Genomic DNA, 26588 nt, shown 5'->3' on the forward strand with positions numbered 1-26588 from the left:
ACCCACCTGGCCCGCCGTCCGCCCCCGAAGTTGATCTGCGGCGTGTTGCCTTATGCGGACCGAGTTAGGGCAACACGCCGCAGATCAACGAACCCGGGGCACTGGGCTAGCGCGCGACGATCTCGCCTAGGAGCCAGGAGGGGACGCCGCGTCCGGCGAGCAGCCGCAGGGCCGCGTCGGCGGCGTCGGGGGCGACGACGGCGGCCATGCCGACGCCGAGGTTGAACGTCTTGTCCATCTCCGCCTGCGGGACGTCACCGTGCGCCTGGAGCACCCGGAAGAGCGGCGGGATCTCCCAGGACGAGCGGTCGATCACGGCTTCGGTGTTCGCGGGCAGGGAGCGGGCCAGGTTGGCGGCGAGGCCGCCTCCGGTGATGTGCGCGAACGCGTGGACGCCCCCGGCCGCCGTCAGGGCGAGGCAGTCCCTCGCGTAGATGCGGGTGGGGGTGAGGAGTTCCTCGCCCAGAGAACGGTCCAGTTCGTCCGGGTGGGACTCCAGGGTGAGGTCCGTGGTCGCGAGGATGTGCCGGACGAGCGAGTATCCGTTCGAGTGCACTCCGGACGAGGCCATGGCGATGACGGCGTCGCCCGCGCGCACACGCTCGGAGCCGAGGATGTCGTCGGCTTCGACGACGCCCGTACCGGCGCCGGCGATGTCGAACTCGTCGGCCTCGAGGAGGCCCGGGTGCTCGGCGGTCTCGCCGCCGACGAGGGCGCAGCCCGCGAGGACGCACGCGTCGGCGATGCCGCCGACGATGTCGGCGATCCGTTCGGGAACGACCTTGCCGCACGCGATGTAGTCGGTCATGAACAGCGGTTCGGCCCCGCAGACGGCGAGGTCGTCGATGACCATGCCGACGAGGTCGTGCCCGACGGTGTCGTAGATCCCGAGGCGGCGCGCGAGGTCGACCTTGGTGCCGACGCCGTCGGTGGAGGTCGCGAGCAGGGGCCGCTTGTAGCGCAGGAAGGCCGAGGCGTCGAAGAGCCCGGCGAAGCCGCTGGCGTCGTCCACGACCTCGGGACGGCGCGAGCGCGCCACCCGCGACTTCATCAGCTCCACGGCGCGCTCACCGGCGGCGATGTCGACGCCGGCGGCCTCGTAGGAGGTCATCGACCGGCCTCCAGCAGGTGCTTGCCGCGCTCGGTCTGCCGCACCTCGATGGGGTAGACCCCGTCGAAGCAGGCCCGGCACAGCTTGTCCTTGGCGATGTGCGACGCGGAGATCAGCTCGTCCAGGGAGATGTACCCGAGCGAGTCGGCGCCGATGGAGTCGCGGATCTCCTCCACCGACAGGTTCCCGGCGATCAGCTCGGCGCGGGTGGCGAAGTCGATGCCGTAGAAGCAGGGCCACGCGACGGGCGGGCTGGAGATGCGGACGTGCACCTCGGCGGCGCCCGCGTCCCGCAGCATCCCGACGATCGCGCGCTGGGTGTTGCCGCGGACGATCGAGTCGTCGACGACGACGAGGCGCTTGCCCTCGATCGCCTCGCGCAGCGGGTTCAGCTTCAGCCGGATGCCGAGCTGCCGGATCGTCTGGGACGGCTGGATGAACGTCCGGCCGACGTAGGAGTTCTTGACGAGCCCCTGCCCGTAGGGAATGCCGGACGCCTCGGCGTAGCCGATCGCGGCCGGGGTCCCCGACTCGGGCGTCGGGATGACCATGTCGGCCTCGACCGGGTGCTCCAGGGCCAGGCGGCGGCCCACCTCCACCCGGGTGGCCTGGACGCTGCGCCCGGCGATCGAGGTGTCGGGGCGGGCGAGGTACACGTACTCGAACAGGCAGCCCTTGGGGCGGGCCTCGGCGAACCGCTCGGAGCGGACGCCGTCTCCGTCGACCGCGATCATCTCGCCGGGCTCGATCTCCCGGACGAACCGGGCGCCGACGATGTCGAGGCCCGCGGTCTCGGACGCCACGACCCAGCCGCCGTGGCCCTCCAGGGAGCCGAGGACGAGCGGGTGGATGCCCTCGGGGTCGCGGGCGGCGTAGAGGGTGTTCTCGTCCATGAAGGCCAGCGAGTACGCGCCGCGGACGGCGGGCAGCACCTGCCGCGCCGCCTCCAGCGGGCCGCCCTCGCGGGCGCACAGCAGCGCCGTCAGGACCTCGGTGTCGGTGGTCGCGGTCAGCGTCCCGGACGGGAGGTCCTCGGAGAGTTCCCGGGTGTTGATCAGGTTGCCGTTGTGGACGAGCGCGAGCCCGCCCGAGTCGGTCGGACGGAACGTGGGCTGCGCGTTCTCCCATGTGGGCGAGCCCGTCGTGGAGTACCGGCAGTGGCCCACGGCGATGTGTCCGCGCAGCGTGTTCAGCACCGACTCGTCGAAGACCTGGGCCACGAGACCCATGTCCTTGAAGACGACGATACGAGAACCGTCGCTCACGGCAATGCCCGCGGACTCTTGCCCACGGTGCTGAAGCGCGTACAGACCGTAGTAGGTGAGCTTGCTCACCTCCGCCTTGGTCGTCTGGTCCGGTGGGACCCAGACGCCGAACACCCCACAGGCGTCCTGCGGGGGGCGGTCGGTGGGATCGATTTCGTGGCTCAGACGTCCATCACGGAGAGGCACGCCCGCCAGTCTAGATGCCACGTTCACCTGCTCGTATCGCCGGATCTCCTTAAAGGACCTTTACCCCCTGCAACCACGGGCTTCAGGCTCCGCAAGGAAATGTATGGCGGGAGACAAGGAGGAGACGGAGAGGACCGGATGGCACTGCCTGGGTACCAGACCTACACACCCCCCGCCCCGCGCCCGCACAGCAGGCTCGCGCGCGGTTCTTTGGTGCTCGGGATCGTCGGGCTCCTGGGGCTGGCCGTGTGCCTGCTGGGGGTGGTCCCCGCGATCGTGGGGCTCGTCCTTGGGTCCGTCTCGCTGGCCCGGCACGAGGCCGACCGCTGGCCCGCCGTCGTCGGCGTGATCCTCTCCGCGGCGGCGCTCGTCACCGGCGGCCTCGCCCTGTACTTCCTGCTGAGCAAGGCCGCGGAGTGCGGTGACGAGACCCGGTACCCGAGCTCGAACGATCGCCGCTACTGCGTCGAGCGCGAGTTCCCCTTCGCCCGCTCGACCATCACGCCTTAGGAAGGCCCCAGGCACGTCTCAGGCAGGCCTGGCCCAGGCAGACCCCGGGCAGGCCCAGGCACACCTCAGGACGGTCCCTGCCCTGCAAGCGCCCGGACGGCCTCGGCGTCGAGCCCCGACGCGTATACGCGGAGGTCATCGATCAGACCGCCGAACCCCGGTTTGGTCTGTTCGCTGCCGAGGAGGATGGGGCCCGCGGGTGTGACCACCGGCTCGTCCAGGGACTCGGCAACGTCCTGCTCGCCGTTCACGTACAGGAACATCCCCTGGGTGTTTACGACGAACGCGACGTGGGTCCACTCCCCGGCCGTCAGGTGCGTGCGGCTGTCCATGTAGTCGGGGCCGGCGGCGGTGAACAACTGGAGGCGCAGCCGCATGGCGTCCGGGTAAAGCCACAGGCCCAGCCCACGCGCGTCGTTCTCCCCGCAGGGCTTGTAGAGGAGGCTGCGCCACTCCCCGGTGGGTTCCTCGGTCACGTTCACGGAGAAGGCCACCGAGAACCCGAACAACTGGCTGAAGACCAACTGGGGTGCGGCAGGGATCACAGCGCGCGCGTGTGTGCCGAGGGCCAGCGCCTCCCCGTCCCGTCCGGGGACGATCTCGGCGACCTCGTCCAGTTCGGCGTCCGGTGCGGCGCCGTCGGCGACGTGCACCCGGCGCCCCTCGACGGTCTCGACGTCGAACGTCCAGTGCGCGACGAGCATGGCGTCCTCCATAGATCGGGGGCATGCCCCCGACCGGCCAGTGGTGACCACGCTCCCAGCGAGTGACCGCACTGGCAAGACCCGAATCGGAGCACTACTCCAGGGGCAGATAGGACGACAGGTCCGCGCGCGCGCCGCTGGCACGGACTCGTCCGTCCGCGACGGCGTCCGCCCAGGGAAGGCGTCCGGTCGCCAGCCCGATCCAGGTGGCCGCGTCCATCTCGACGACGTTCGGCGGGGTGCCGCGCTTGTGGTGCGGCCCCTCGATGCACTGCACGGCCGCGTGCGGCGGGACCCGCACCTCCACCGACCGTCCGGGCGCGCGCTCCGCCAGGACGTCCAGCAGGTGCCGCACCGCGCCCCGCAGGACTGGGCGCGACGCCCCGGCCCCGTCCTCGCCCGCGGCGACGACGGTCTCGAAGGCGGCGCGCCGCAGGTCGGCGGCCTCGTCCCCGCCCGTGTAGGGCGGGAGGCCGAACGCGGTGCGCTGCTCGTTCAGGCTCGCGGCGGTCAGGGATGTCCGGGGCACGCACCGAAGCTACCGCGCCGAGCAACGATCAGGTCTCTCACCCGGGCTTTTTGCGCGGTTCGCCCGGTGCGCCTACGCTCCCGGGCGGCTGGAGCGCTCACCGGGCGCGGGCCGCCGGACGGTCCGGGGACCGTCCCGCGGAGGTACCCCGGCCGGCCGCGACGGGCGAGGATCATCGCCCGCGGCCCGGGGGGCGTCCCCCAAAAGACACGAGCCGCCCGAAATGACGGTAAAAAAGGACCGGATGCCAGGCGGGGAGTGAAAGGACGGGGTGGCGGCGAACTCGCTCCCCGGAGGACACGGAGGTTCGTCAGATGCCCGACGCGCTGCCCCTGCAGCCTGGTGACCCGCGAAGACTCGGCTCGTACGAGATCACGGGCAGGCTCGGCGTCGGCGAGCAGGGCGCCGTGTTCCGGGGCACCGGCCCCGCCGGACGGACGGTGGCGGTGAAGCTGCTGCACGTGCGGCTGAGCGGCGACCCGGGCGCCGGGACGCGGTTCACCGCGGCGTTCGACGCCGCGCGCCGGATCTCCGGGTTCTGCACGGCCGCGATCCTCGACGCCGACGTGCAGGACGACCGCGCGTACGTGGTCAGCGAGTTCGTGGACGGCCCGTCGCTCCAGCAGCTCGTCGACGAGGAGGGCCCGCGCGGCGGCGCGGTCGTCGAACGCCTCGCGGTGGGCCTGGCGGTCGCGCTGGCGGCCGTCCACCGCGCGGGCGCGCTGCACCACGACCTGAAGCCCGCGAACGTCCTCCTGGGACGGGACGGCCCCAAGGTGTGCGACATCGGTGTGGCGCGCGCGCTGGAGGCCGTCAACGCCGTCCCTGCGGGCCTGACGACCGACAACCCCTCCTACCGGGCCCCGGAGCAGCTGAGCGGCCTGGGCGCCGGTCCGGCGGCGGACGTCTTCGCGTGGGCCGCGACGCTGCTGTTCGCGTCGACCGGCACGACCCCCTTCGGGGACGGCTCGCCCTCCGAGGCGATGCAGAAGGTCATGTACGACGAACCGGACCTGTCCGCGGTGCCCGACGCGCTGCGCGGCGTGCTGTCCGACGCGCTCGCCAAGGACCCGGCGGCCCGTCCGACCGCCAAGGGCCTGCTCGAACGCCTCCTCGACGAGGCCGGGCCCCTCGCCGGGCGGATGCCCGCCTCCCTCGTGACCGAGCCGCGCGCACGCCACCGGCGCCATGCCCGCCCCCGCCCCCGCGCCCGCCCCCGTGCCGGTCTCGGGGGACGTCCCGTACCGCAGGTACGACAGGGTGTTGCCGCCCGCGTCGTTCCCGTCGATCCAGCGGAACCCCTCGTGGTCGCTGTCGCGCGTCCACAGCGCGGGCTCCTCGCGGTAGGCGAGGTTGAGGTCGCGGACGAGTTTCTGCAGGCCGAGGTGGTTCGCGCCCTCGGCGGCGTTCTCCAGCAGCCACCAGTCCAGGGGGCGTTCCTCGGCCCATTCGGCGCCCTGCCCGAACTCCTGGCCCATGAACAGCAGTTGCTTGCCGGGGTGCGACCACATGTAGGCCAGGAGCGCGCGCAGCCCGGCGAACTTCTGCCATGCGTCGCCCGGCATCTTGCTGAGCAGCGACCCCTTCCCGTGGACGACCTCGTCGTGCGACAGGGGCAGGACGTAGTTCTCCGAGAACGCGTACATCAGCGAGAACGTGATCTCGTTGTGGTGGTAGTGCCGGAACACCGGTTCGTGACGCAGGTACTCCAGCGTGTCGTGCATCCACCCCATGTTCCACTTGAACCCGAACCCGAGCCCGCCCAGGTGCGTCGGCCGGGACACTCCGGGCCATGCGGTCGATTCCTCGGCGACGGTGATGATTCCAGGGTTGCGCTTATAGACCGTTGCGTTCATCTCCTGCAAGAAGGAGATGGCCTCCAGGTTCTCCCGTCCGCCGTACACGTTCGGGGTCCAGCCGCCCTCTTCCCGGGAGTAGTCCAGGTACAGCATCGACGCGACGGCGTCCACGCGGAGCCCGTCGATGTGGAACTCCTCCAGCCAGAACGACGCGTTCGCCACGAGGAAGTTGCGGACCTCGGCGCGGCCGTAGTTGAACACGAGCGTCCCCCAGTCGGGGTGCTCGCCGCGCGCCGGGTCGTCGTGCTCGTACAGGGCGGTGCCGTCGAACCGGGCCAGGGCCCACTCGTCCTTGGGGAAGTGGGCCGGGACCCAGTCCATGAGGACGCCGATGCCCGCCTTGTGCAGCCGGTCGATGAGGTGCCGGAAGTCGTCCGGATTCCCGAACCTGGACGTGGGCGCGTAGTAGGACGTCACCTGGTAGCCCCAGGACGGCCCGTAGGGATGTTCGGTGACGGGCAGAAGTTCGACGTGCGTGAACCCCATGTCCTTGACGTACGTGGTGAGTTCGTCTGCGAGCTCCCGGTAGCCGAGGCCGGGACGCCAAGAGCCGAGGTGGACCTCGTACACGCTCATCGGCTCGTGCAGCCAGTCGTGCTGCTTGCGGGCGTCCATCCACTCGGCGTCGCCCCACTCGTAGGACGAGGTGAACACGCGGGACGCGGTCGCCGGCGGGGGTTCGGTGTACCGCGCCATCGGGTCGGCCTTGCTGCGCCGGTTCCCGTCGGCGCCGAGGATCTCGAACTTGTAGCACATGCCGTCGGTGACGCCCGGGACGAACAGCTCCCAGACGCCCGTCGAGCCGAGCGAGCGCATCGGGTGCGCCCGTCCCAGTGGTTGAAGTCGCCGACGACCCGGACGCCGCGCGCGGTCGGCGCCCACACGGCGAACGCGGTGCCGGTGACCTGGCCGAACGACGAGGTGTAGGTGCGGACGCGCGCGCCGAGCGCGTGCCACAGCTCCTCGTGCCGTCCCTCGCTGATCAGGTGCAGGTCCAGCTCGCCGAGCGTCGGCAGGTGCCGGTACGGGTCGTCCTGGACGTTCTCGTAGCCGTCGCCGTAGGTGACGGCGAGCCGGTAGTCGGGCACCGCGAGCGGCGCCTCGTCCTCGTCGTCGCCCGACAGCGACGAGCCGATCGGCAGGGTGCCCGCGAACACGCCCTGGTGGACGTGCCGCAGCGGGTGCCGGTCGCCGTTCGGCAGGACGACCTCGACCCGTTCGGCGAGCGGCCGCAGCGCCCGGACGGTGACGCCCGAGCGGCCCGGATGGGCGCCGAGGACACCGTGCGGATCATGGTGGTCGCCGCCGACGAGCCGGTCGATCTCCGCGTGCGTCACCCGCGCCATGGCGTCATGGCCTCCTCGGTCCCCGTCCCTGTTGCCGCTTCCACAGGAATGAGTGCCCCGAGATCGGCCCGTTTCACATGTGCGGACCGACCCCTTTCCAACACATTGCGATCCGTTCAGGAGGCGGGGGTTGCGAACGGGCGTGATGCACCGTCTTGGGACGGTTCCGGCAGTGGAATGTTGCGACCGTACGGGCGCCGCCACTCTTTGTTTTGGGGTCGCGCGGAAGGCGCCGCCCGTACGGTCACGTCTACCTGGCCCCAGCGGTTACATCGACCCCTCCGCCACGGGCTCCACTTTCGTGTCACTCCGGCGACACAAGTACCTGTCGTATCGGCCCGTCCCGGCCCGGTCCGGCCCCGCGCACGGGCCGGGCCGAGGCGGTCCCCCCCGTCCGCGTCACCGGTCGCCGCGCCCCTCTCCGGTCTGCTCGCGCAGCAGCGCGCGCAGCCCCGCCGAGTCGTCCGCGGCCACCGTCATCGCATATCCCGCCTGCAGTTGGGCGTCGCTGAGGTCTCCGCTGCGGGTCGCGTACCAGCGGCCCGCATCGCTGCGCCAGACCTGCCAGCCCGGAAACTCGCTCTCGATGGCCGTCTTCAGATCATCGAAGTCGCCCATCAAGGTCGTCCTTTCCCCGAGGCGGCTTTCTGTATACAAAAGTCTTACTCGGTCTGAGAGGTGTCAAGCTGTCCGTAAGCGGACCGTGCCCCCGCGGATAGCGCCGAACAGGTATGGAAGGGACAAGAGGGGCGGCCGAGAATCGAACGCCGGATCGAGCGCCGCGCCGCCACCGCGCAGCGGCGGGGCGCGCCGGGAGAAGGGGAGGTGGACGCCCGTGCCGGACCGTCCCGCCTATCTGCGCATCGCCGACACGCTGCGAGAAGGGATCCGGGACGGCGGCCTTCCGCCGGGATCGCGGCTGCCGACCATGGCGCAGCTGCGGCGGACGCACGGCGTCTCGGAGATCGTCGTCCGGCAGGCCATCGCGCTGCTGCGCGGCGAAGGCCTCGTCGAGACCCGCCGCGGCGGCGGCACGGTCGTCCGGATCCGGCCGCCCGCCCGCCGCGTCGCCATGGACCGCTACCGCGCGGTCGCCCCCGCCGGACCGGCGCCGCGGCCCCCCGCCGAGCCGCAGACGACGTTCACCCGCGACCAGAAGATCAGCTGGGCGGAGTACCGGCTCGACACCGAGTTCACCCGGGTCCGCGCCGACCCCGAACTGGGCGCACTGTTCGAACTGCCCGCCGGGACCGAACTGCTCCGCCGCCGGTTCGTCCACTACGCGCGCGGCGAACCGCAGCAGATCTCGGTGAACTTCCTGCCGTGGGACCTGGTGGGCGGCACCCCGGTCGCCGACCCCGCCCGGGAGCCGTGGCCCGGCGGGACGCTCGCGCAGCTCGCCTTCCTCGGGCACCCGCCGACGCGCGTCGAGGAGTCCGTCCGGTCGCGGATGCCGACCCCCGAGGAGGCCGAGACGCTCCGGATGAGCGGCGGCGTGCCCGTCCTCGCGATCACCCGCCGGCTGCTGTCGGGCGAGGACGTGATGGAGGTCTGCCGCGACATCGTGCTGCCCGCCGACCGCGTCGTCCTCGACTACGCCATCGACCTCTGACCGGCGACCGGGGACCGGTGGCCGCTGCCCGGCGACCGCTAACCGGCGAGCCGGTCCAGGGTGCGCAGCGGGACGGGCAGCCAGGACGGGCGGTTGCGCGCCTCGTACCGGACCTCGTACACGGCCTTGTCCAGCTCCAGCGCCCGCAGCAGCCCGGCGTGCGCCACCGGGTCGGGGCCGCCCGCCGCCGCGTACCCGCGGCAGAACGCCGCCCGGTTCCGCTCCGACCACGCCCGCGCCCGCTGCTCGACGGCCTCGGCCGCCGCCGGGGGCGCGTCGCCGCCCTCCGCGCTCTGCAGGTACCGCGCGGCGTACTCGAACGAGCGCAGCATCCCCGCGACGTCCCGCAGCGGGTGCCCGAGCGCCCGCCGCTCCCGCGCGTCCGGGCGGGCTCGCCCTCGAAGTCCAGCAGCACCCAGCCGGTGCCGGTCCGCATCGCCTGCCCCAGGTGGTAGTCGCCGTGGACGCGCTGGAACGGCAGCGGGCGCGCGTTCGCCGCGCACCGCGCGAACACGTCGCGGATCGCGGCGGTGTACGGGCGCAGGTCCGGCACGGCCGCGCTGACCTGCGACAGGTGGTCGTCCATGTCCGCGACCCGGGAGCGCAGCTCGTCCGCCGGGACCTCGGTCACCCCGAACGCGCGTTGAGCCTCGGTCACGATCTACTTGGAGACGCAGTGGTCGGTGTTCGCCGCGAAGCGGGCCTCACGGCCCGCCAGGTGCCGCAGCCGCCGTCTGGCGGACTTGGTGCCCTTCTTCTGCAGCTTCTTGCGCAGGCGGCGGTTGCGGTGCCGGACCTGGTTGAGGTGCTTTCCGGCGTGGACGGTGCCGTCGGAGGTGGTGGCGATGTTGACGATCCCCAGATCGATCCCCAGGAACCCGTTCGCCGGGTCGGCGATATCGGGCTCGGGGATGTCGCAGGTGGCGTACAGGTACCAGTTCCCGCCCCGGTACACCAGGTCGGACTCGCCGCGTCGATGCTCGGTGAGGAGTTCAAGCTGTGCGGGCGAGCACTGGAACGCGATGCCGGGCAAGCGGCCTCGCACCGTCCAGATCGACACCGTCCCGGCGTCGAGCCGCCAGGACAGCGAACGGTCGTCGAACGGCTGGGCGGCGTCCTTGCGGAACCGGACCGGTTTGCCCTCCACCGCCCGGCGCCGTCTGGCCCCCTGCGGTCCGCAGTGCCCGGCCTTAAGGTTCTCGGCCAGGGTGGCGTAGGCCCCGGCGGTCTTGCGCGCGGCGTGGATCGCGGGCTGCGCCGACAGGCCCATCTCTTTGAGTTCGCGGTACACCAGGCGCTGCAGGCCCGTCCTGCCGGTGATGCCGGTGTCGAACGCGCGGCGGGAGGCGTGGTTGGCGGCCCGGTCGCGGGCGTGCAGCGTCTCCCGCAACGCCGCCTCCGTGGCGGCGTCCGGGCACAGCTTCACCTGCACCACGAGCTTCACACCGGCATCATGACAGCGCAGCGGCGACACCGTGGCCGGTTTCAGCAATTCTCCAAAAAGCCCGAAAGGCAGGCGATGTCGATTCCATGCCTTTTGTTGTTGTTTTTGGTGTTGTTCGGCCGGTGTGAGATCCGCAGGCGGTGGACCTGCTCACGGGATGTACGCAGTTTCCGACTACCGGGGTTCTGGCGGGTGGAGTGATTGCGGTGCTTCGCGCCGCGAGGCCGAGGAAGCGATTCCTCCCGGCCGTGAACGACCGGGATTCCTCGCTAGAGGGTCTTGAAGGCCGCCTTGGGGACGCGCGCGAGCTGGCGGCTCTGCGCGACGAGCCGTCCCGCCGAGTCCCACACCTCGACCTCCTCGTCGAACCAGCCGCCGGTCAGCAGCCGCCCGGAGCCGTGCAGGGCCAGCCAGCCGGGCGCGGGGACGGCGCGCATGTGCCAGGTCAGCTCGACGGTCGGGGCCCAGCCGTTCGAGCCGAGGTTGAGCGAGACGGGCGGGAGCGCGTCCACGGCGAGCGCGAGGACGTACGCGTCGGGCTCGTGCCCGTCGGGGAGCCGGAACCAGGCGCGGACCTCGGGACGGCCGCTGGGCCGCCCGTCGAGCCAGCCGATGGTGGAGCGGTCGAGGCGCATGTCGACCTGGTCGGCGAAGCCGTGCTTGCCGGTGCCGGGCGGACGCGCGCCGGTGCAGTCGTCGAGGGGCGGCAGCGGCACGGCGGGCCCGTCGCCGACCCAGTCGGGGTCGATGCCGTCGGCGAGGGTGCCGGTGGTGACGAGCGCGTCCACGATGCGCTTGCCGTCCTGGACGAGGCTGACCAGGGACGACGCGGCGGTGCGGCCCTCCTTGCGCGGTTCGACGACGATCTCGGCGGGGGCGCCGGCCTTCGCGACGCGCATGAAGTTCGTCGCGGTCGAGACGGGGTGCGCGTGCGGGGAGGCGTCCACGGCGGCGCGGCCGAGCAGGGCCATCAGGTAGCCGCCGTTGGGGGCCTCGCCGATGCAGTAGCCCGGGTCGATGTCGACCGCGTACCGGCCCTCGTCGATCCGCCTTACCGCGGTGGCGTCCGCGAACCCGCTCATTGCTGCACTCCCTGCTCTCCCGCGTCGGCGGCGGGCGTCCGCCCGGACCGGGCCGGTTCTAGAATCGCGTTCGAAACCGAACCATACCGGGTGCCGGGCGGACCGCCCATATGAGTAGCGTCACGCCACTGACATAGCTGCGGTGCCGGGCGACGGATCCGCGGGGATCAGGCCCAGAGCTGGCCCTCCAGGGCCGCTTCCGCCTCCTCCAGCGTGCCGCCGTAGGCGCCCGTGGACAGGTACTTCCAGCCCCCGTCGGCCACGACGAACACGATGTCGGCCCGCTCCCCGGCCTTGACGGCCTTGCGCGCCATCCCGATCGCGGCGTGCAACGCGCCGCCGGTCGAGATGCCCGCGAAGATGCCCTCCTGCTCCAGCAGCTCGCGGGTGCGGCGCAGCGCGTCCGCGGAGCCCACCGAGAACCGGGTCGTCAGCACCGAGTCGTCGTACAGCTCGGGGATGAACCCCTCGTCGATGTTGCGCAGCCCGTACACCAGCTCCCCGTACCTCGGCTCCGCCGCGACGATCTTGACGTCGGGCACCTGCTCGCGCAGGTAGCGGCCGACGCCCATCAGCGTCCCGGTGGTGCCGAGCCCCGCCACGAAGTGCGTCACGGTCGGCAGGTCGGCGAGGATCTCCGGCCCGGTCGTCTCGTAGTGCGCGAGCGCGTTCGCCTCGTTGCCGTACTGGTACAGCATCACCCAGTCGGGGTGCTCGGCCGCCAGGCCCTTGGCGACGCGGACCGCCTCGTTCGACCCGCCCGCCGCGGGCGAGGGGATGATTTGCGCGCCCCACATCTCCAGCAGCTGGCGGCGCTCCGCCGAGGTGTTCTCCGGCATCACGCACACCATCCGGTAGCCGCGCAGCTTCGCGACCATGGCGAGCGAGATGCCGGTGTTGCCGGACGTCGGCTCGAGGATCGTGCAGCCCGGTGTCAGCAGCCCGTCCTTCTCCGCCTTGTCGATCATGTAGAAGGCGGGCCGGTCCTTCACCGAGCCGGTCGGGTTGCGGTCTTCGAGCTTCGCCCACAGCCGGACGTCCTCGCTCGGCGACAGCCTGGGCAGCCCGACCAGCGGCGTACCGCCGAGCGAGTCCAGCAGCGACTCGAAACGCATGTCGTTCGTCGTCTCCGTTGTCGTCCGCGGCCGGCTCAGCCGCCGGCGACGGCCGGGAGGATGGTGACGCTGTCGCCGTCGGAGACCTCGGTGTCCAGGCCGCCGAGGAAGCGCACGTCCTCGTCGTTGAGGTAGACGTTCACGAACTTGCGCAGGCCCTTGTCGTCCACCAGGCGGCCGCGCAGGCCGTCGTGCCGCGAGTCCAGGTCGGTGAACAGTTCGTCCAGCGTGCCGCCCTTGCCCTCCACGGACTTGGCGCCGCCGGTGAGATTGCGCAGGATCGTCGGGATCCGGACCTCGATCGCCATCGCGATGATCTCCTTATGGTCGTACGGGGGCTCCCCGCCCAAGCCGTTGCAACAGGGCGGGGAGCGCGGGAATTCCAGGCGAGGATCAGCGCGTCGGCGAACAGTCGTAGACGACCTCGGCGCGCGAGTGCCCGAACAGGAAGCTCTGCACGGGTGGCACCACGGCGGACGGGACGCGGCGCCGCGCGCCCGTTCTGCTCCCGCTCGTCCACATGACGCCCACTTTACCGGTCACGACCATCGCCCTCGGTAGCGCCCGTCACGCCCCGGCGGAGACCGGGTAGGAGTCGACGATCGCGACCTCTTCCTCGGTGACCTCGCCGTCCAGGATCCGGTACGAGCGGAACTCGACGTCGTCCTCCTCGCGGGTGGAGACCAGGACGTAGTGCGCGTTCGGCTCCTGCGCGTAGGAGATGTCGGTCCGCGACGGGTACGCCTCGGTGGCGGTGTGCGAGTGGTAGATCACCACCGGTTCCTCGTCGCGGTCGTCCATCTCGTTCCACACCTTCAACTGTTCCTTGGAGTCGAACCGGTAGAACGTCGGCGAGCGCTCGGCATTGACCATCTCGATGAACCGGACGGGACGGTCGGACCCGATCGGGCCGGCGATGACCCCGCAGGCCTCGTCGGGATGGTCGGCGCGCGCGTGCGCGACGATCCGGTCGACCAGGGAACGCTCGATCGTCAGCATGTTTCGAAGGCTACCCGGCGGCCGTCCGGCGTTCCGCGCCGAGTTCCGACCTGTGGATAACTTCGCCCCGGCGCGCCGCTCGGGGTCAGAGCAGCGCCTGGACCAGGCTCTCCTGCAGCATCGTGAGCCAGTCGTACGCGGCGAACATCGGGGTGCGCGGATCGTCCCGGTCGAGGTGGACGGCCTCGTCGTACCATTCCTCGCTGATCTCCAGCCGGGTGCCGAGCGCCAGCCGGACGTCGTTCAGCGCGCGCAGCCACACCTGCGCCGCCTCGGCGTCCAGGACGATCGCGCCGCCCCCGTCCGGGAGCGCCTTCAGCACCGTCGCGGCCGCGTCGCGCTTGCCGTCGCGCAGCCCCAGCTCGGTGTAGCGGCGGAAGTCCCCAGCGGCCTCCGCCTCGTCGCGGCCCGCCTCGGCGCCGGGATCGCCGTAGGCGTCGGGGAACAGCCGCGCGAGCACCGGATCGTCCGGTTTCACCGCCTCCGCGGAGATACCGAGCGAAGCGAGCGGATCGTCCGGATCCTTGTTCTGCGAACCCGGCGACGGCTCGCCGATCAGCGCGAGCATCTGCTCCATCAGCGAGCGCAGCAGCGCGGTCTCCTCCGCCGCCAGCCGGACCCGCAGGCCGGCGCGCGTCCTGCGGACGTCGGCCATCAGTCGTCCCGCTTCACTGTCGCCCACAACCCGTAGGAGTGCAGGATCTCAACGTCCCGTTCCATCTCCTCGCGGGTGCCCTTGGCCACCACGGCCCGGCCCTTGTGATGGACGTCCAGCATCAGCTTCTCGGCCTTCGGCTTCCCGTAGCCGAAGACGGCCTGGAACACGTACGTGACGTACGACATGAGGTTGATCGGGTCGTTCCAGACGATCGCCAGCCAGGGCCGGTCGGCGCGCGTCTCCTCCTCGACGTCCGGCCGCTCCAGCTCGACCGGTGCGGGCGCCGTGCTCATGGCGCTCATGACCTGCGTCTCCCCCTCGCTCGCGAGATCGGTCCGCCCATAGCCTCCGATGCTAGGTGCACCGGCCTCACGGTCCATGGTGCCCGCACCGAGCCTTAGGGTGCCACTTGTGGACGTGGGCGAGGGAATGATCGGCGAAACGGCTCCCGGCGAGGGGCGCGGCACCGCGCTGCTGACCGACCGGTACGAGCTGACGATGCTGCAGGCGGCGCTGCGCAGCGGGACGGCCGGGCGCCGCGCCGTGTTCGAGGTGTTCGCCCGCAGCCTCCCGGCGGGACGCCGCTACGGCGTCGTCGCGGGCACCGGGCGGATCCTCGACGCGATCGAGGCGTTCCGCTTCGGACCGGACGAACTGGACTGGCTCGCCTCGAACGGCATCGTCGACGAACCCACGGCGCAATGGCTGGAGAAGTTCCGCTTCGCCGGGAACGTCTGGGGCTATCCCGAAGGCGACTGCTACTTCCCGGAATCGCCGATCCTGCGGGTCGAGGGGACGTTCGCCGAGGCGGTCCTGCTCGAAACGGTCGTGCTGTCGATCCTCAACCACGACTGCGCGATCGCGTCCGCCGCGTCCCGGATGGTGCAGGCCGCGCAGGGCCGCCCCCTCATCGAGATGGGTTCGCGCCGCGCACATGAACGTTCGGCCGTCTCGTCGGCGCGCGCAGCCTACATCGCTGGGTTCGCCACCACGTCCAACCTCGAAGCCGGACGACTTTACGGTGTGCCCACAGCAGGCACGAGCGCGCACTCGTTCACGCTCCTGCACGACAGTGAACGGCACGCGTTCGAGGCGCAACTCGCGTCGCTGGGCGAATCCACGACGCTCCTCGTCGACACGTACGACGTCGAACGGGCCGTCCGGACCGCCGTCGAACTCGCCGGGCCCGCGCTCGGCGCCGTCCGGATCGACTCCGGCGACCTCGGGGTCATGGCCCGGCGCGTCCGCGACCAGCTCGACTCCCTCGGCGCGCGCGACACCCGCATCGTCGTCACCGGCGACCTGGACGAGTACGGCATCGCCGCCCTCGCCGCCGCGCCCGTCGACGGCTACGGCGTCGGCACGTCCCTGGTCACCGGCTCCGGCGCCCCGACGGCCTCGCTGGTCTACAAGCTCGTCGCCCGCGCCGACGGCCCGGACGCCGACGCGCCGATGCGCCCGGTCGCGAAGCGGTCGGCGGGCAAGCCGAGCCGGGGCGGCCGCAAGGCCGCGGTGCGGCGCGTCGACCCGCACGGCACCGCCTACGCGGAGACGATCTCCACCGGGGTGCCCGCGCCCGGGCCCCGGGACCGCGTGCTGCAGGTCCCGCTCGTCCGGGACGGCGAGGTCGTCGGACGCGAGCCGCTGCGGGACGCGCGCGACCGGCACGCCCGCACGGTCGCGGAACTGCCCGCGACGGCCGTCCAGCTGTCGCGCGGCGAGCCCGCCCTGCCCACCGAGTTCGTCGACGACGGCCCACGCCCCTGACCGGCGGTTCCGTCCCGTCCGGGACTGGGATAGCGTCCAAGATGTCGGGGGAGGATCCGCGGAACCGGGACGGGAGCGGTCATGGGCAAGAAGGCTCTGATCATCGTGGACGTGCAGAACGACTTCTGTGAGGGCGGTTCCCTCGCCGTCGCGGGCGGCGCGGGCGTCGCCTCCGCCATCTCCGCGCACCTGACGGCCGGACGCGCCGAATACGCGCACATCGTCGCCACCCGGGACTTCCACCTCGACCCGGGCGGGCACTTCTCCGACGAACCCGACTTCGTGGACACCTGGCCGCCGCACTGCGTGATCGGCACCCCGGGCGCCGACTTCCACGACAACCTCGCCCTCGCCGACATCGAGGCCGTGTTCAGCAAGGGCCGCGAGACCGCCGCCTACAGCGGCTTCGAGGGCGCCACCGACGACGACGTCCCGCTCGCCGACTGGCTCGCCGCCCACGGCGTCGACACCGTCGACGTCGTCGGCATCGCCACCGACCACTGCGTCCGCGCCACCGCCGTCGACGCCGCCCGCGGCGGCCTGCGCACGACCGTCCTGCTCGACCTGACCGCCGGGGTCGCCAAGGAGACCACCGACCGGGCCCTGGACGAACTGGCCCGGGAGGGCGTCGCGCTCGCCGGCGCACCGGTGGTGAAATCCTGAAACCGTGGCAAATGACGTGAACCCCCCAGAAATCATCCTGGTCGCCGGTGTGTCCGGCAGCGGGAAGACCACCGTCGGCACCCTGCTCGCCGAACGCTCGGCTGGGACTACGCCGAGGCCGACGACTTCCACTCCCCCGAGAACATCGCCAAGATGCGCGCCGGGACGCCCCTCACCGACGCCGACCGCATGCCGTGGCTGCGCTCGATCGGCGACTGGATGGACGGCCGGATCCGCGCCGGGAAACCGGGCGTCGTCACCTGCTCGGCCCTCAAGCGCGTCTACCGCGACGTGCTGCTCGACGGCCGCGACTGCGTCCGGCTCGTCCTGCTGGACGGCGACCGCGACACGATCGCCGCGCGGATGCGGGAGCGCAAGGGGCACTTCTTCAAGCCGGAGCTGCTCGACAGCCAGTTCGCCGACTACGAGCGGCCCGGCCCCGACGAGGACACGATCACCGTCCCCGTCACCGGGACGCCCGAGGAGATCGTCGACCGGATCCTGACGGCCGTCGGCCGCTGACCCCCGCACGACCCGTCGCGCACCCATGCGGGGGGCGTACGGCGCGCGAGCACGCGGGCGGTTCCGTGGCCTCGGACGCGGCGCGTCAGCCGCGGCGGCGGGCGGCCCACTCGCGGATCTTCGCGATCCGGGCCCGGATCTCCTCCGCGCTCGCCTGCGCGACCGGCGGGCCGCCGCAGCTGCGGCGCAGCTCGTTGTGGATCACGCCCTGCGGCTGCCCGGTCCGGTGGTTCCAGGCGTTGACCAGGCCGTTCAGCTCGCGGCGCAGCGCGGCGATGTCCTCGGCGGCGGTCCGGTCGGCGCGGTCGGCGCGCGGGTCGCCCGTCTTGTTCTTGCGCACCCCCGCGAGCTGCTCCGCCTGCCGCTTGCGCAGCAGGGCCGACACCTGGTCGGGCTCCAGCAGCCCCGGGATGCCGAGGTACTCCTCCTCCTCGGCCGACCCGGGCGTCGCGTGCATGCCGAACTCGCCGCCGTCGTACAGCACCCGGTCGAACGTCGCGGACGCCTCGACCGTCTCGAACGGGAGCTCCTCCCCGACGTCCGGCGTGTCCTGCTTCTTGTTCGCCTCGGCGATGAGGTCGTCGTCCAGGCCGTCCTCGCGGACCGGACGGTCGAGCACGTGGTCGCGCTCCTCCTCCAGCTCGGCCGCGTGCCCCATCAGGGTCGGCACCGATGGCAGGAACACCGACGCCGTCTCGCCCCGCTTGCGCGCCCGGACGAAACGGCCGATCGCCTGCGCGAAGAACAGCGGCGTGCTCGTCGACGTCGCGTACACGCCGACGGCCAGGCGCGGGATGTCGACGCCCTCCGACACCATCCGGACGGCGACCATCCAGCGGTCCTCGGTCTCGCTGAACTGCTTGATCTTCTTCGACGCGCCCGGGTCGTCCGACAGGACGATCGTCGCGCCCTGGCCGGTCACCGCGCGCAGCATCTTCGCGTAGGCGCGCGCGGTCTCGTGGTCGGTCGCGATGACGAGGCCGCCCGCGTCCGGGATGGCCCGCCGCAGCTCGGTCAGCCGCCGGTCGGCGGCGGCGATGACCTGCTTGATCCAGTCGCCCTTCGGGTCCAGCGCCGCGCGCCACGCCTGCGCCGTCTGGTCCTGGGTGAGCGGCTCCCCGAGCGTCGCGGTGATCTCGTCGCCCGCGCGGGTGCGCCACCGCATCTCCCCCGCGTACGCCAGGAAGATCACCGGACGGACGACGCCGTCGGCCAGCGCGGGCCCGTACCCGTAGGTGTAGTCGGCGCGGCTCCGCCGGATGCCGTCCGATCCCTCTTCGTACTCGACGAACGGGATGGGGTTGATGTCGGTCCGGAACGGGGTGCCCGACAGCGACAGCCGCCGCGCCGCCGGTTCGAACGCCTCCCGCACCGCGTCGCCCCACGACAGGCCGTCCCCGGCGTGGTGCACCTCGTCGAAGATCACGAGTGTTTTGCGGGTCTCCGTCCGGTTCCGGTGGAGCGCGGGACGGGCCGCGACCGTCGCGTACGTCACCGCGACGCCGTGGAAGTCCTTACCGACGGGACCGCTGCTGTTCTGCCACTCGGGGTCGAGCTTGATGCCGACCCGCGCCGCCGACTCGGCCCACTGCCGCTTCAGGTGCTCGGTGGGGCACACGACGGTCACCGACACGACGGCCCGCCGCTCCATCAGCTCGCGCGCCAGCCGCAGCGCGAACGTCGTCTTGCCCGCGCCGGGCGCGCGACGGCGAGGAAGTCGCGCGGGCCGGGCTGCTGCCCGTCGGTGCCGAAATAGGCTTCCAGCGCCTGCTGCTGCCAGGCGCGCAGGGACGACGCCGTCCCCCAGGCGGCCCGTTCGGGGAACGCGGGGGGCATGCTCGGTGCGGCGAAGGTGCTCACGGTCATAGCAGGCTACATACCAACACCGACAGATCGCGCCCCGCGGGCCCAACCTGTGCCGCGATCCACACCGCGACCGGCCGACACGCCCGGGCCCCGGCCCGGGCGTGTCCGGCGTGTCCGAGCGGGACGGGACGCGCGACCCTCGACGGTCAGTCGTCCTTCTTGTCCTTGCCGCCCTGCATGGATTCGTAAATCTCCTTGCATTCCGGGCACACCGGGTACTTCTTCGGGTCGCGGTTCGGCACCCACACCTTGCCGCAGAGGGCGATCACCGGCGTGCCGCTCACCGCGCTCTCGGTGATCTTCGCCTTCTTCACGTAATGGGCGAACCGCTCGTGGTCGCCGTCACCGTGCGACAGATCCGGCCGTACATCTGTCTGGGTGTCGCCGTCGGGAAGGATCTTCGTGCTCACGTCATTCACCTTAATTCAGGGTCGGGTCCTCAGGGTACGTGGAGACGAACGCCAGGTCGCCGCCCTGCCTGCGCAGGACGTTCTGCCACAACCGGTCAGGGTCGGAGTCGAACACGTCGCCGGCCTCGGCGGGCACCAGGTACCACGCGCCCTCCTCGACCTCCGTGCGCAACTGCCCGGCGGACCAGCCGGCGTAGCCCGCGAACACCCGCAGCTGCAGCAGTTCGGCCGCCAGCAGGCCCGGCGGGGCCTCCAGGTCGACGAGGCCGACGCGGGAGACCTCGGCGCCGCCGTCGAGGGCGCGCCAGCCGAGCGGCTCGTCCTCGCCCGGGAGGCGGGCGAGGGCGAGGGCGTTGTCGAGCGCCACGGGCCCGCCCTGGAACACCACGGACGGTCCGGTGACGAGTTCGGCCCACGGCGGGAGCACGCGGTCGACCGGGACCTCGGTCGGCCGGTTGAGGACGACGCCGAGCGTGCCGCCGTCGAAGTCGTGCTCGACCAGCAGGACCACGCTGCGCTTGAAGTTGGGATCCTCCAGCTGAGGGGTCGCGACGAGCAGTAGCCCCACCCTGATGCCGTCTTCCATGGGTTCCATCATGCGTTGCGCCGACCCCCGGCGGCACGTCTCCTCTCGCGTTGGCGTCTCTGATCGGTAGAACGAATCCGACCAGTCATATCGTCCGTGGTCGAGACACCGACAAACCCGTCGTCGGGCGGCGGATTCCGACCCGAGCGGTGAGCAAGTCGAGCATTTCTATCGACGGGCGGCGAGAGCACGCGTTAAGAATGACGTAGGAACATCGGCCGCCCGCGGCGTCGCGCGGGCCCGGGGAGGACAGCGATGCAGTTGCCCAGGCTCGTTATCGCCGCCGTGTTCTTCGCCCTCGCGGCGCTGATCGCGATCCCCTCGCTGATCGGGGACGACTCACAGGCCGCGGCGCCCGCGTCGAGCCGGACGACCGAGCCGTCCCCGTCGGGCTCGGCGTCGCCGTCCGGATCGGCGAGCGAGTCGCCGAAGCCGTCCGACAAGCCGTCCGAGAAGCCGTCGAAGCAGCCGGCCGCCGGAGGCGGCGCGGCGCTGACGGCGGAGATCGGGTCGGTGTCGTGCCCGGCGCGGACGGTGCCCGTGCGGATCCGCAACACCGGTTCGCGGCCCGCCGACTTCAGCATCGAGAAGAACGACGACACCGCCGCGGTCCCCGGACGGCTCGGCGCGGGCGAGTCGCGGACCGTGGACGTCGAGGTCCGCGAGGACCGCCGCACCCAGGTGCGGGTCGCGTGGGCGAACGAGCGGATCGCGGCCGAGACCGTCGAGGCGAACTGCACCGGCGCGGGGGCGCCCGGCGACGACCCGTCCGAACTGCCCTACACCGGCCAGGACGACGGGCTGCTGTGGGCGCGCGGCGCCACCGCCTTCGCCGCCCTGGTCACCGGCCTGATCATCTTCTGGTACGGGGGCGTGTGGCCGCGCCGCAAGGAGAAGATGCTGGAGAAGTAGGCGTCACGCCTCCGTGCGGGGCCGCCCGCCGGCCGCCTCCCGGACGGCGCCCGCGACGCGGGAGCTGACGTCCGGGTGGAACACGCTCGGGACGATGTAGTTCGGGCCGATCTCCTCCGGCGTGACCACCTCGGCGAGCGCGGCGGCGGCCGCGGCGAGCATGTCGAGGGTGACGCCGTCCGCCTGGGCGTCGAGGAGGCCGCGGAAGACACCGGGGAACGCCAGCACGTTGTTGATCTGGTTCGGGTAGTCGCTGCGGCCGGTCGCGACGACGGCGGCGTGCTCGCGCGCCTCGTCCGGCGACACCTCCGGCTCCGGGTTGGCGAGCGCGAAGACGATCGCGCCGTCGTTCATCGTCGCGATGTCGTCGCCGGTGAGGATGCCGGGGGCGGACACGCCGACGAACACGTCGGCGTCCTTGACGGCGCCGCGCAGGTCGCCCGCGTAGCCGTCGGCGTTGGTGTTCTCGGCGATCCAGCGCAGCGAGTCGTCGAGGTCGTCGCGGCCCCGGTGCACGGCACCGAGATAGTCGCAGACGATCAGGTCGCGGGCGCCGCGTGCATCAGCAGCTTCAGGATCGCGCTGCCCGCGGCGCCCGCGCCCGCCATCGTGATGCGGACGGACGACAGGTCCTTGCCGACGACGCGCAGCGCGTTCGTCAGCGCGGCCAGCACGCAGATCGCGGTGCCGTGCTGGTCGTCGTGGAAGACGGGGATGTCGAGGAGCCCGCGCAGCCGGGCCTCGACCTCGAAGCAGCGGGGCGCGGAGATGTCTTCGAGGTTGATGCCGCCGAACGCGGGCGCGAGGATCTGCACGGTCCGGACGATCTCGTCGGTGTCCTGCGTGTCGAGGCAGATCGGCCACGCGTCGATCCCGGCGAACCGCTTGAACAGGGCCGCCTTGCCCTCCATGACCGGCAGCGCGGCCTCCGGGCCGATGTTGCCGAGACCGAGGACGGCCGAACCGTCGGTGACGACGGCGACGCTGTTGCGTTTGATCGTCAGCCGCCGGACGTCCTCGGGGTTGCGGGCGATCGCGAGGGACACGCGCGCGACGCCGGGCGTGTAGGCCATCGACAGCTCGTCGCGGTTGCGCAGCGGCACCTTCGACGACATCTCGATCTTGCCGCCGAGGTGCATCAGGAACGTGCGGTCGCTGACCTTGTGGATCTTGATGGCGTCGAGCTGCTCCAGCGCGGCGGCGATCGCCTCGGCGTGCTGGGTGTCGCGGGTCGCGATCGTCACGTCGATGCGGAGCGTCTCGTGCCCGGCGGTGTTCACGTCGAGCGCTGTGACGATGCCGCCCGCGTTCTCCACCACGTGGGTGATCTGGCTTACGGCCTTTCCACCGGCCGGAACCTCCAGCCGGACGGTGATGGAGTACGAAACGCTGGGCACGCTCGCCACGACAGCTGCTCCCTCTGTAACCGGGTATGTCCGTGTCCCGGACGCGCCCGCGATCGGCGCGGCACGCCGGGGGCCGCACCCGGACGGCCCGCGGTGCTCAGATCGTCCCCGCCGCGGCGACGACGAGGTCGACGGCGGCGGGCACGGGCAGCCTCGTGGTGTCGATCACGAGGTGATAGAGCCGCGGATCGGCGGGATCGGCCCCGTAGAAGTGCTTCACGTAGGCCGTTCGGGCGCGGTCGTTGTCCACGAGCATACGCTCCGCTTCGCGGTACGGCGTCCCGCTCGGTGCACTCGCGTCCCTGTTCGGGGGCATCTCGGCGGCCGCCCGCACCAGCCGGCGCTCCCGCGCCCCGTCCAGCCGCACGTGCAGCGCGTCCGTCCGGTCGGCCAGGACGAGCGCGCCCGCGCGCCCGAGGACGACGCAGCCCCCGTCGGCCGCGCGCCGGATCACGTTCTCGGTGTGGGCGGTGAACTCCTCGGGCGGGACGAGTTCGCGGTTCGGCAGGTGGACCTCCATGCCGTTCAGCGCGACGCTCGGGAGCCGCGCCGCCCCGGCGAGGATCCGGCCGAGGCCGCTCTCGGCGCGCCCGTCGTGGGCGAGGGCCTCGCGCAGCGTGCAGCCGATCTCGCTCGCGACGACCTCGGGAATCGCGCGGTCGACGAACGGCAGCCGCAGGCGCTCCGCCACGGCGGGGCCGACGAGTGCGCCGGCCGCACCGAACGCGGCGGAGATGGTCACGATCCGGGCGGCCACGTACCGTTCATGCCCGTTTTGGGCGTCCGTCACCGCACGGGGACCGTCGAACCGGCCGTCGAGCGACCGCCGGACCCGTTCGCGGGCCCGTTCGTCGGACCCGTTCGTGCTTACCGCCGTCCGTCCGTCAGAACAGGGCGGACTGCAGCGAGCGGCGCGCCTTGCCCACGCGCGGGTCGTCCGGCGGGATCAGATCGAACAGGGACAGCAGGTGCTTGCGCGCCGCGTCCCGGTCGTCGCCCGCGCTCGCCCGGACCGCCGCGATCAGCCGCGCGAACGCCTCGTCGACGCGCCCCGACATCATCTCCACGTCGGCCGCGCCGATCTGCGCCTGCACGTCGCCGGGCTTGGCCTGCCCCTCCTGGAGCGCGCGCTCGGGGTCGAGCGCCTGCACCCGCAGGCTCAGCTCGACGAGCCCGAGGCCCTGCTTGGCCTGCGCGTCGCGCGGGTTCTGCGCCAGCAGCCGCTCGAACGCCGTCTTCGCCGCGTCCAGGTCGCCGCGCTGCAGGGCGTCCTCGGCTTCGGCGTACGGCGAGTCGACCGGCGGCTGGGCGGGCTGCTCCGCGCCGGGCTCGCCCTCGGGCGCGTCCGGGAGGATGCCCTCCTTGCGCAGCACGTCGAAGAGCTGGTCGATGGCCTCCCGCACCTGCGGCTCGGGCGCGGCGCCGTTCAGGAACGGCAGCAGCTGCCCGCCGACGACCGCCGCGACGAACGGGATGCCCTGGACGCCCATCTGCTGCATGTAGGCGGCGAGCTGCTGGTTCGCGTCGATGTCGACCTTGGCGAGCACCCACTTCCCGGCCGCCTCTTCGGCGAGCTTCTCCAGGATGGGCCCGAGCTGCTTGCAGGGCTGACACCAGTCGGCCCAGAAGTCGACGAGGACGGGCACGCTCTGCGAGCGCTCCACCACGTCGACGTTGAACGTCTCGTCCGTCACGTCGAGGACGTACTGCCCGCCGGCCCCGCCCGCGCCCGCGGACGCGGTGCCGCCGCCCGCCTGCGCCTGCGCCCGGCGTTCCTGCTGCTTCCTGGTGGCCGCCTGGCGAGCGCCCAGGTCGATGGCCCCGTGCAACGAAAAGTCCCGAGAAGGCATGGCTCCATCCTGCCCCATCCCCGCACCACCTGTGCGCCCGTACGCTCCCAGCGGAGTGCGGGGACGGGACGGACCGTGCGGAAATCCGCGTGGGAAACCGCGCGAACCGGCCCGCGGACCGGCCGCGGACCGACCCGCGGACCGGCGTGCCGACCGGCTCGCGGACCGGCGGGTCAGCCGAGCCGCTGGCCGTACACGTGCTCGACCGTCATCCTCATGAGCACCCGCCGGTCGGACACCATGACCGACCGGTACTCGGCCCAGTCCGGGTGCTCCCCGGCGGCACGCCGGTAGTAGTCGACGAGCGCGTCGACCTCCGGGCCGTCCGGGTCGGTGCTCGGCCCGACGAGCGTCACCGGGCCCTCGGCGGTGGCCCACGACCGGCCGTCGGAGGCGGTGACCTCCAGCGCGGCCCGCGGGTCGCGGCGCAGGTTGGCCGTCTTGGCGCGTCCCTCGGTCATCGAGACGTACAGACGCCCGCCTCGCGGTCGTAGTAGGGCGTGACGGGCGAGAGCTGGGGGCGCCCGTCGGACTTGATCGTCGCGAGGATCCCGAGCCGGGCCTCGGCGAGCAGGGCGTGCGGGTCGTACTGCGTGATGGTCATGGTCTTCTTTCTATCCGTCCGAGGGCTCGCGGAACTGCTCGATCAGCGCGGCGTAGCCGTCGCCGCCGCGTCCGGCGGCCACGGCGCGGTCCGCCAGGGCCCGGACGAGCGCCGGCAGTTCGGTCGAGACGCCGAGGGCCGCGCTCTCGTCGACGAGGTGCCGCATCGTCGTCAGGTGGGTGTCGACGGAGGCGTCCAGGACCGGGTAGTCGCCGTCGTCGATCTGCCGTGCGTAGTCCGGGACCCATCCGGCGACGGTCTCGATGCCGTTCTTCGCCAGCGGGGCGAACGCGGCGGCGTCCACGCCCGCCGCGCCGAGGAGGGCGGCACCGTGCAGGAAGCCGTTCAGCACGTTCCACATCACGCTCAGGACGGCCATCTCGTTCAGCGCCGCCAGGCCGTGGTCGTCGCCGAGGTGCGACGTTCCCGCGCCGAGGCTCCGCAGCACCGGCTCGTGCCGGTCGAAGAGCGTCCGCGGGCCCGCGTAGACGAGCAGCGCGTCCGCGGTGCCGATCGTCTCGGGGACGGCCATGATCGCGCCGCCGAGGTAGGCGGCGCCGTGCCGGGCCGCCGCCGCGGCCGTCTCGCGGGCTTCCCGGGACGTCCCGGAGCTGAGGTTCACGACGGTCCGGCCGTCGAGGGCGCCGCCGAGCGGGTCGAGGATCGCGCGGACGGACGCGTGGTCGGACACGCAGACGACCACGAGCGGGGCCGCGGCGACGGCTTCGGCGGGCGCGGCGGCGGGGGTCGCGCCCGCGGCCACGAGCGGCTCGGCCTTCGCGGCCGTCCGGTTCCAGACGGTCGTCGGGTGCCCCGCGCGCAGGAACGCGGCGGCGAGGGCCGCCCCCATCATCCCGAGGCCGAGGACGGCGACGGGCGTGCGGTCGGTGTCGTCGTTCTGCGTCGATGTCGTTTCATCAGGCGATGCGGTGCTCATGGCAGAATCCTGAACCTTCACACTGATATGAAGGTCAAGGAGCGAGCGCCATGCTGATCGGAGAACTGAGCAAGCGAACCGGGGTCAATACGCACCAGTTGCGCTACTACGAGGCACAAGGGCTGATCGAACCCCGCCGGGGCGCCAACGGTTACCGTGAGTACACGGACGAGGCGGTTCTGACCGTCGCGCAGATCCGCAAGCTGCTCGAAGCAGGGCTGTCGAGCGCGGAGATCGCGTACCTGCTTCCCTGCGCGACCGGCCCGTCCCCCGAACTTGAGCCGTGCCCCGAACTCCTGGACGCTCTGCGCGCGCGCCTGCACAAGCTCGATGCGTGCATCGAGTCGGTCGTCCAGTCTCGGCGGGTTCTGAGCGACCTCATCGACTCCGCCGAGCGCCGTATGCCGACGGTCTATCCGGAATGCGACGGGTCCGCGGCGGAACCCGCGACCGTCTGATCACCGGCAGACCTCATTCGGCCCACGAAATGCCCTTTGGCGGGCATATGCCGATTGTCAAGATATCATGTTTTGTTCTAGTCACGCTGCGAGGCAAAGGATCCAGCGGTCCCGCAGTAAAGGCAAAAAGATTGCTGACAGACATCGCCAAGCCCGGTTATAGTCGCGTTGTCGATGCATCGTTCCG

26 protein-coding genes and 5 pseudogenes are annotated in these 26588 nt (G+C 71.9%); 8 read left to right on the forward strand and 23 right to left on the reverse strand.

The window, feature by feature from the left end; translation table 11 throughout:
• Positions 1-106: 106 nt before the first annotated feature.
• Together purM and purF are read right to left on the reverse strand one after the other, a co-directional pair.
• On the reverse strand, positions 107-1111 hold the full coding sequence (gene purM, locus BJF79_RS43915) for a phosphoribosylformylglycinamidine cyclo-ligase (RefSeq protein ID WP_075906462.1): 1005 nt from the start codon (positions 1109-1111) through the stop codon (positions 107-109).
• Positions 1108-2562 carry an amidophosphoribosyltransferase gene (gene purF / locus BJF79_RS43920; RefSeq protein WP_143220911.1) on the reverse strand — a complete coding sequence of 485 codons (1455 nt, stop codon included), beginning with the start codon at positions 2560-2562 and terminating at the stop codon, positions 1108-1110. Before purF ends, purM begins: the two co-directional genes overlap by 4 nt.
• Positions 2563-2700: 138 nt before the next feature.
• Here purF and BJF79_RS43925 point away from each other — a divergent pair, with 138 nt between their 5' ends.
• Positions 2701-3072, forward strand: coding sequence for a DUF4190 domain-containing protein (locus tag BJF79_RS43925; RefSeq protein ID WP_075906464.1), 372 nt, complete (start codon positions 2701-2703; stop codon positions 3070-3072).
• Positions 3073-3137: 65 nt separating this feature from the next.
• Here the strand turns inward: BJF79_RS43925 and BJF79_RS43930 are convergent, their stop codons facing one another.
• Together BJF79_RS43930 and BJF79_RS43935 are read right to left on the reverse strand one after the other, a co-directional pair.
• On the reverse strand, positions 3138-3776 hold the full coding sequence (locus BJF79_RS43930; protein WP_158079480.1) for a LamG domain-containing protein: 639 nt from the start codon (positions 3774-3776) through the stop codon (positions 3138-3140).
• Positions 3777-3870: 94 nt separating this feature from the next.
• Entirely contained in the window at positions 3871-4305 is a 435-nt protein-coding gene (locus BJF79_RS43935) for a sterol carrier family protein (protein ID WP_158079481.1), read from the reverse strand.
• A gap of 314 nt (positions 4306-4619) precedes the next feature.
• On the opposite strand from BJF79_RS43935, the pseudogene BJF79_RS67950 reads away from it, so the two are divergent.
• Positions 4620-5357, forward strand: a pseudogene (locus BJF79_RS67950) (serine/threonine-protein kinase); the annotation flags it as partial.
• A 186-nt stretch (positions 5358-5543) separates the two neighbouring features.
• Here the strand turns inward: BJF79_RS67950 and glgB are convergent.
• Both glgB and BJF79_RS43950 read right to left on the reverse strand, forming a co-directional pair.
• Positions 5544-7510: pseudogene (gene glgB, locus BJF79_RS43945) on the reverse strand (1,4-alpha-glucan branching protein GlgB); the annotation flags it as partial.
• 399 nt (positions 7511-7909) lie between these two features.
• Positions 7910-8128 carry a hypothetical protein gene (locus BJF79_RS43950; RefSeq protein ID WP_075906468.1) on the reverse strand — a complete coding sequence of 73 codons (219 nt, stop codon included), beginning with the start codon at positions 8126-8128 and terminating at the stop codon, positions 7910-7912.
• 217 nt (positions 8129-8345) lie between these two features.
• Here BJF79_RS43950 and BJF79_RS43955 point away from each other — a divergent pair, with 217 nt between their 5' ends.
• A complete protein-coding gene (locus tag BJF79_RS43955; protein ID WP_075906470.1) occupies positions 8346-9122 on the forward strand; it encodes a GntR family transcriptional regulator in 777 nt (258 codons plus the stop codon).
• Here BJF79_RS43955 and BJF79_RS54745 read toward each other — a convergent pair.
• From BJF79_RS54745 to clpS, 9 genes are all read right to left on the reverse strand, one after another.
• A complete protein-coding gene (locus tag BJF79_RS54745; protein ID WP_316043565.1) occupies positions 9022-9708 on the reverse strand; it encodes a hypothetical protein in 687 nt (228 codons plus the stop codon). The two genes, BJF79_RS43955 and BJF79_RS54745, sit on opposite strands and share 101 nt — an antisense overlap.
• A gap of 75 nt (positions 9709-9783) precedes the next feature.
• Positions 9784-10566 carry a transposase gene (locus BJF79_RS43965; protein ID WP_075906474.1) on the reverse strand — a complete coding sequence of 261 codons (783 nt, stop codon included), beginning with the start codon at positions 10564-10566 and terminating at the stop codon, positions 9784-9786.
• Positions 10567-10835: 269 nt separating this feature from the next.
• Positions 10836-11648, reverse strand: coding sequence for a thioesterase family protein (locus BJF79_RS43970; protein WP_075906476.1), 813 nt, complete (start codon positions 11646-11648; stop codon positions 10836-10838).
• Positions 11649-11815: 167 nt separating this feature from the next.
• Positions 11816-12763 carry a PLP-dependent cysteine synthase family protein gene (locus BJF79_RS43975; protein WP_075906478.1) on the reverse strand — a complete coding sequence of 316 codons (948 nt, stop codon included), beginning with the start codon at positions 12761-12763 and terminating at the stop codon, positions 11816-11818.
• Positions 12764-12798: 35 nt separating this feature from the next.
• Positions 12799-13071, reverse strand: coding sequence for a MoaD/ThiS family protein (locus tag BJF79_RS43980; protein WP_075906526.1), 273 nt, complete (start codon positions 13069-13071; stop codon positions 12799-12801).
• An 85-nt stretch (positions 13072-13156) separates the two neighbouring features.
• Entirely contained in the window at positions 13157-13306 is a 150-nt protein-coding gene (locus BJF79_RS56690; RefSeq protein ID WP_158079482.1) for a hypothetical protein, read from the reverse strand.
• A gap of 24 nt (positions 13307-13330) precedes the next feature.
• A complete protein-coding gene (locus BJF79_RS43985) occupies positions 13331-13762 on the reverse strand; it encodes a Mov34/MPN/PAD-1 family protein (protein ID WP_075906480.1) in 432 nt (143 codons plus the stop codon).
• A gap of 85 nt (positions 13763-13847) precedes the next feature.
• The gene (locus tag BJF79_RS43990) at positions 13848-14417 is read right to left on the reverse strand and encodes a DUF2017 domain-containing protein (protein WP_075906482.1); all 570 of its coding nucleotides are present in this window, start codon (positions 14415-14417) and stop codon (positions 13848-13850) included.
• A complete protein-coding gene (gene clpS, locus BJF79_RS43995; RefSeq protein WP_143220916.1) occupies positions 14417-14713 on the reverse strand; it encodes an ATP-dependent Clp protease adapter ClpS in 297 nt (98 codons plus the stop codon). The genes BJF79_RS43990 and clpS overlap by 1 nt, the downstream gene beginning before the upstream one ends.
• 136 nt (positions 14714-14849) lie before the next feature.
• Between clpS and BJF79_RS44000 the strand changes: the two genes are divergently transcribed.
• From BJF79_RS44000 to BJF79_RS44010, 3 genes are all read left to right on the forward strand, one after another.
• A complete protein-coding gene (locus tag BJF79_RS44000; protein WP_075906486.1) occupies positions 14850-16187 on the forward strand; it encodes a nicotinate phosphoribosyltransferase in 1338 nt (445 codons plus the stop codon).
• An 81-nt stretch (positions 16188-16268) separates the two neighbouring features.
• Entirely contained in the window at positions 16269-16850 is a 582-nt protein-coding gene (locus BJF79_RS44005; protein WP_075906488.1) for an isochorismatase family protein, read from the forward strand.
• Positions 16851-17003: 153 nt separating this feature from the next.
• On the forward strand, positions 17004-17372 hold the full coding sequence (locus BJF79_RS44010; RefSeq protein WP_262403467.1) for a gluconokinase: 369 nt from the start codon (positions 17004-17006) through the stop codon (positions 17370-17372).
• A gap of 85 nt (positions 17373-17457) precedes the next feature.
• On the opposite strand, the pseudogene BJF79_RS44015 reads toward BJF79_RS44010, so the two are convergent.
• The 3 genes and pseudogenes from BJF79_RS44015 to BJF79_RS44025 form a co-directional block, all read right to left on the reverse strand.
• Positions 17458-19208: pseudogene (locus tag BJF79_RS44015) on the reverse strand (DEAD/DEAH box helicase).
• A 176-nt stretch (positions 19209-19384) separates the two neighbouring features.
• Positions 19385-19648 (reverse strand): DUF3039 domain-containing protein, encoded by a 264-nt coding sequence (locus BJF79_RS44020; protein ID WP_187357144.1) that lies wholly within the window; start codon positions 19646-19648, stop codon positions 19385-19387.
• Between the two features lie 10 nt (positions 19649-19658).
• Complete coding sequence (locus BJF79_RS44025) at positions 19659-20234, reverse strand: YqgE/AlgH family protein (RefSeq protein WP_075906492.1); 576 nt, start codon at positions 20232-20234, stop codon at positions 19659-19661.
• 255 nt (positions 20235-20489) lie between these two features.
• Between BJF79_RS44025 and BJF79_RS44030 the strand changes: the two genes are divergently transcribed.
• The gene (locus BJF79_RS44030; RefSeq protein ID WP_075906494.1) at positions 20490-21146 is read left to right on the forward strand and encodes a hypothetical protein; all 657 of its coding nucleotides are present in this window, start codon (positions 20490-20492) and stop codon (positions 21144-21146) included.
• A gap of 3 nt (positions 21147-21149) precedes the next feature.
• On the opposite strand, the pseudogene BJF79_RS44035 reads toward BJF79_RS44030, so the two are convergent.
• The 5 genes and pseudogenes from BJF79_RS44035 to BJF79_RS44055 all read right to left on the reverse strand — a co-directional run bounded on the left by BJF79_RS44035 (position 21150) and on the right by BJF79_RS44055 (position 25943).
• Positions 21150-22552, reverse strand: a pseudogene (locus tag BJF79_RS44035) (NAD-dependent malic enzyme).
• 97 nt (positions 22553-22649) lie between these two features.
• Positions 22650-23342, reverse strand: coding sequence for an AAA family ATPase (locus BJF79_RS44040; RefSeq protein WP_262403468.1), 693 nt, complete (start codon positions 23340-23342; stop codon positions 22650-22652).
• 94 nt (positions 23343-23436) lie between these two features.
• On the reverse strand, positions 23437-24402 hold the full coding sequence (locus BJF79_RS44045; RefSeq protein WP_143220912.1) for a tetratricopeptide repeat protein: 966 nt from the start codon (positions 24400-24402) through the stop codon (positions 23437-23439).
• Between the two features lie 173 nt (positions 24403-24575).
• Positions 24576-25006: pseudogene (locus BJF79_RS44050) on the reverse strand (PPOX class F420-dependent oxidoreductase).
• Positions 25007-25016: 10 nt separating this feature from the next.
• A complete protein-coding gene (locus BJF79_RS44055) occupies positions 25017-25943 on the reverse strand; it encodes an NAD(P)-binding domain-containing protein (protein ID WP_075906500.1) in 927 nt (308 codons plus the stop codon).
• Positions 25944-25993: 50 nt separating this feature from the next.
• On the opposite strand from BJF79_RS44055, the gene BJF79_RS44060 reads away from it, so the two are divergent.
• Positions 25994-26401 carry a MerR family transcriptional regulator gene (locus BJF79_RS44060; protein ID WP_075906502.1) on the forward strand — a complete coding sequence of 136 codons (408 nt, stop codon included), beginning with the start codon at positions 25994-25996 and terminating at the stop codon, positions 26399-26401.
• The last annotated feature ends 187 nt before the right edge of the window (positions 26402-26588 follow it).

The sequence above is a fragment of the Actinomadura sp. CNU-125 genome (genome assembly GCF_001942465.1).
GTDB lineage: Bacteria > Actinomycetota > Actinomycetes > Streptosporangiales > Streptosporangiaceae > Spirillospora.

Coding starts and splice junctions, on each gene's coding strand:
- purM (WP_075906462.1), bottom strand. CDS start 1,111: ATGACCTCCTACGAGGCCGCCGGCGTCGACATCGCCGCCGGTGAGCGC.
- BJF79_RS43980 (WP_075906526.1), bottom strand. CDS start 13,071: ATGGCGATCGAGGTCCGGATCCCGACGATCCTGCGCAATCTCACCGGC.
- BJF79_RS44055 (WP_075906500.1), bottom strand. CDS start 25,943: ATGAGCACCGCATCGCCTGATGAAACGACATCGACGCAGAACGACGAC.
- BJF79_RS44045 (WP_143220912.1), bottom strand. CDS start 24,402: ATGCCTTCTCGGGACTTTTCGTTGCACGGGGCCATCGACCTGGGCGCT.
- BJF79_RS44060 (WP_075906502.1), top strand. CDS start 25,994: ATGCTGATCGGAGAACTGAGCAAGCGAACCGGGGTCAATACGCACCAG.
- BJF79_RS54745 (WP_316043565.1), bottom strand. CDS start 9,708: ATGGACGACCACCTGTCGCAGGTCAGCGCGGCCGTGCCGGACCTGCGC.
- BJF79_RS43985 (WP_075906480.1), bottom strand. CDS start 13,762: ATGCTGACGATCGAGCGTTCCCTGGTCGACCGGATCGTCGCGCACGCG.
- BJF79_RS44000 (WP_075906486.1), top strand. CDS start 14,850: ATGATCGGCGAAACGGCTCCCGGCGAGGGGCGCGGCACCGCGCTGCTG.
- BJF79_RS44025 (WP_075906492.1), bottom strand. CDS start 20,234: ATGGAAGACGGCATCAGGGTGGGGCTACTGCTCGTCGCGACCCCTCAG.
- BJF79_RS44010 (WP_262403467.1), top strand. CDS start 17,004: ATGCGCGCCGGGACGCCCCTCACCGACGCCGACCGCATGCCGTGGCTG.
- BJF79_RS43970 (WP_075906476.1), bottom strand. CDS start 11,648: ATGAGCGGGTTCGCGGACGCCACCGCGGTAAGGCGGATCGACGAGGGC.
- BJF79_RS43925 (WP_075906464.1), top strand. CDS start 2,701: ATGGCACTGCCTGGGTACCAGACCTACACACCCCCCGCCCCGCGCCCG.
- BJF79_RS43930 (WP_158079480.1), bottom strand. CDS start 3,776: ATGCTCGTCGCGCACTGGACGTTCGACGTCGAGACCGTCGAGGGGCGC.
- BJF79_RS44030 (WP_075906494.1), top strand. CDS start 20,490: ATGCAGTTGCCCAGGCTCGTTATCGCCGCCGTGTTCTTCGCCCTCGCG.
- BJF79_RS43975 (WP_075906478.1), bottom strand. CDS start 12,763: ATGCGTTTCGAGTCGCTGCTGGACTCGCTCGGCGGTACGCCGCTGGTC.
- BJF79_RS43950 (WP_075906468.1), bottom strand. CDS start 8,128: ATGGGCGACTTCGATGATCTGAAGACGGCCATCGAGAGCGAGTTTCCG.
- BJF79_RS44005 (WP_075906488.1), top strand. CDS start 16,269: ATGGGCAAGAAGGCTCTGATCATCGTGGACGTGCAGAACGACTTCTGT.
- BJF79_RS43990 (WP_075906482.1), bottom strand. CDS start 14,417: ATGGCCGACGTCCGCAGGACGCGCGCCGGCCTGCGGGTCCGGCTGGCG.
- clpS (WP_143220916.1), bottom strand. CDS start 14,713: ATGAGCACGGCGCCCGCACCGGTCGAGCTGGAGCGGCCGGACGTCGAG.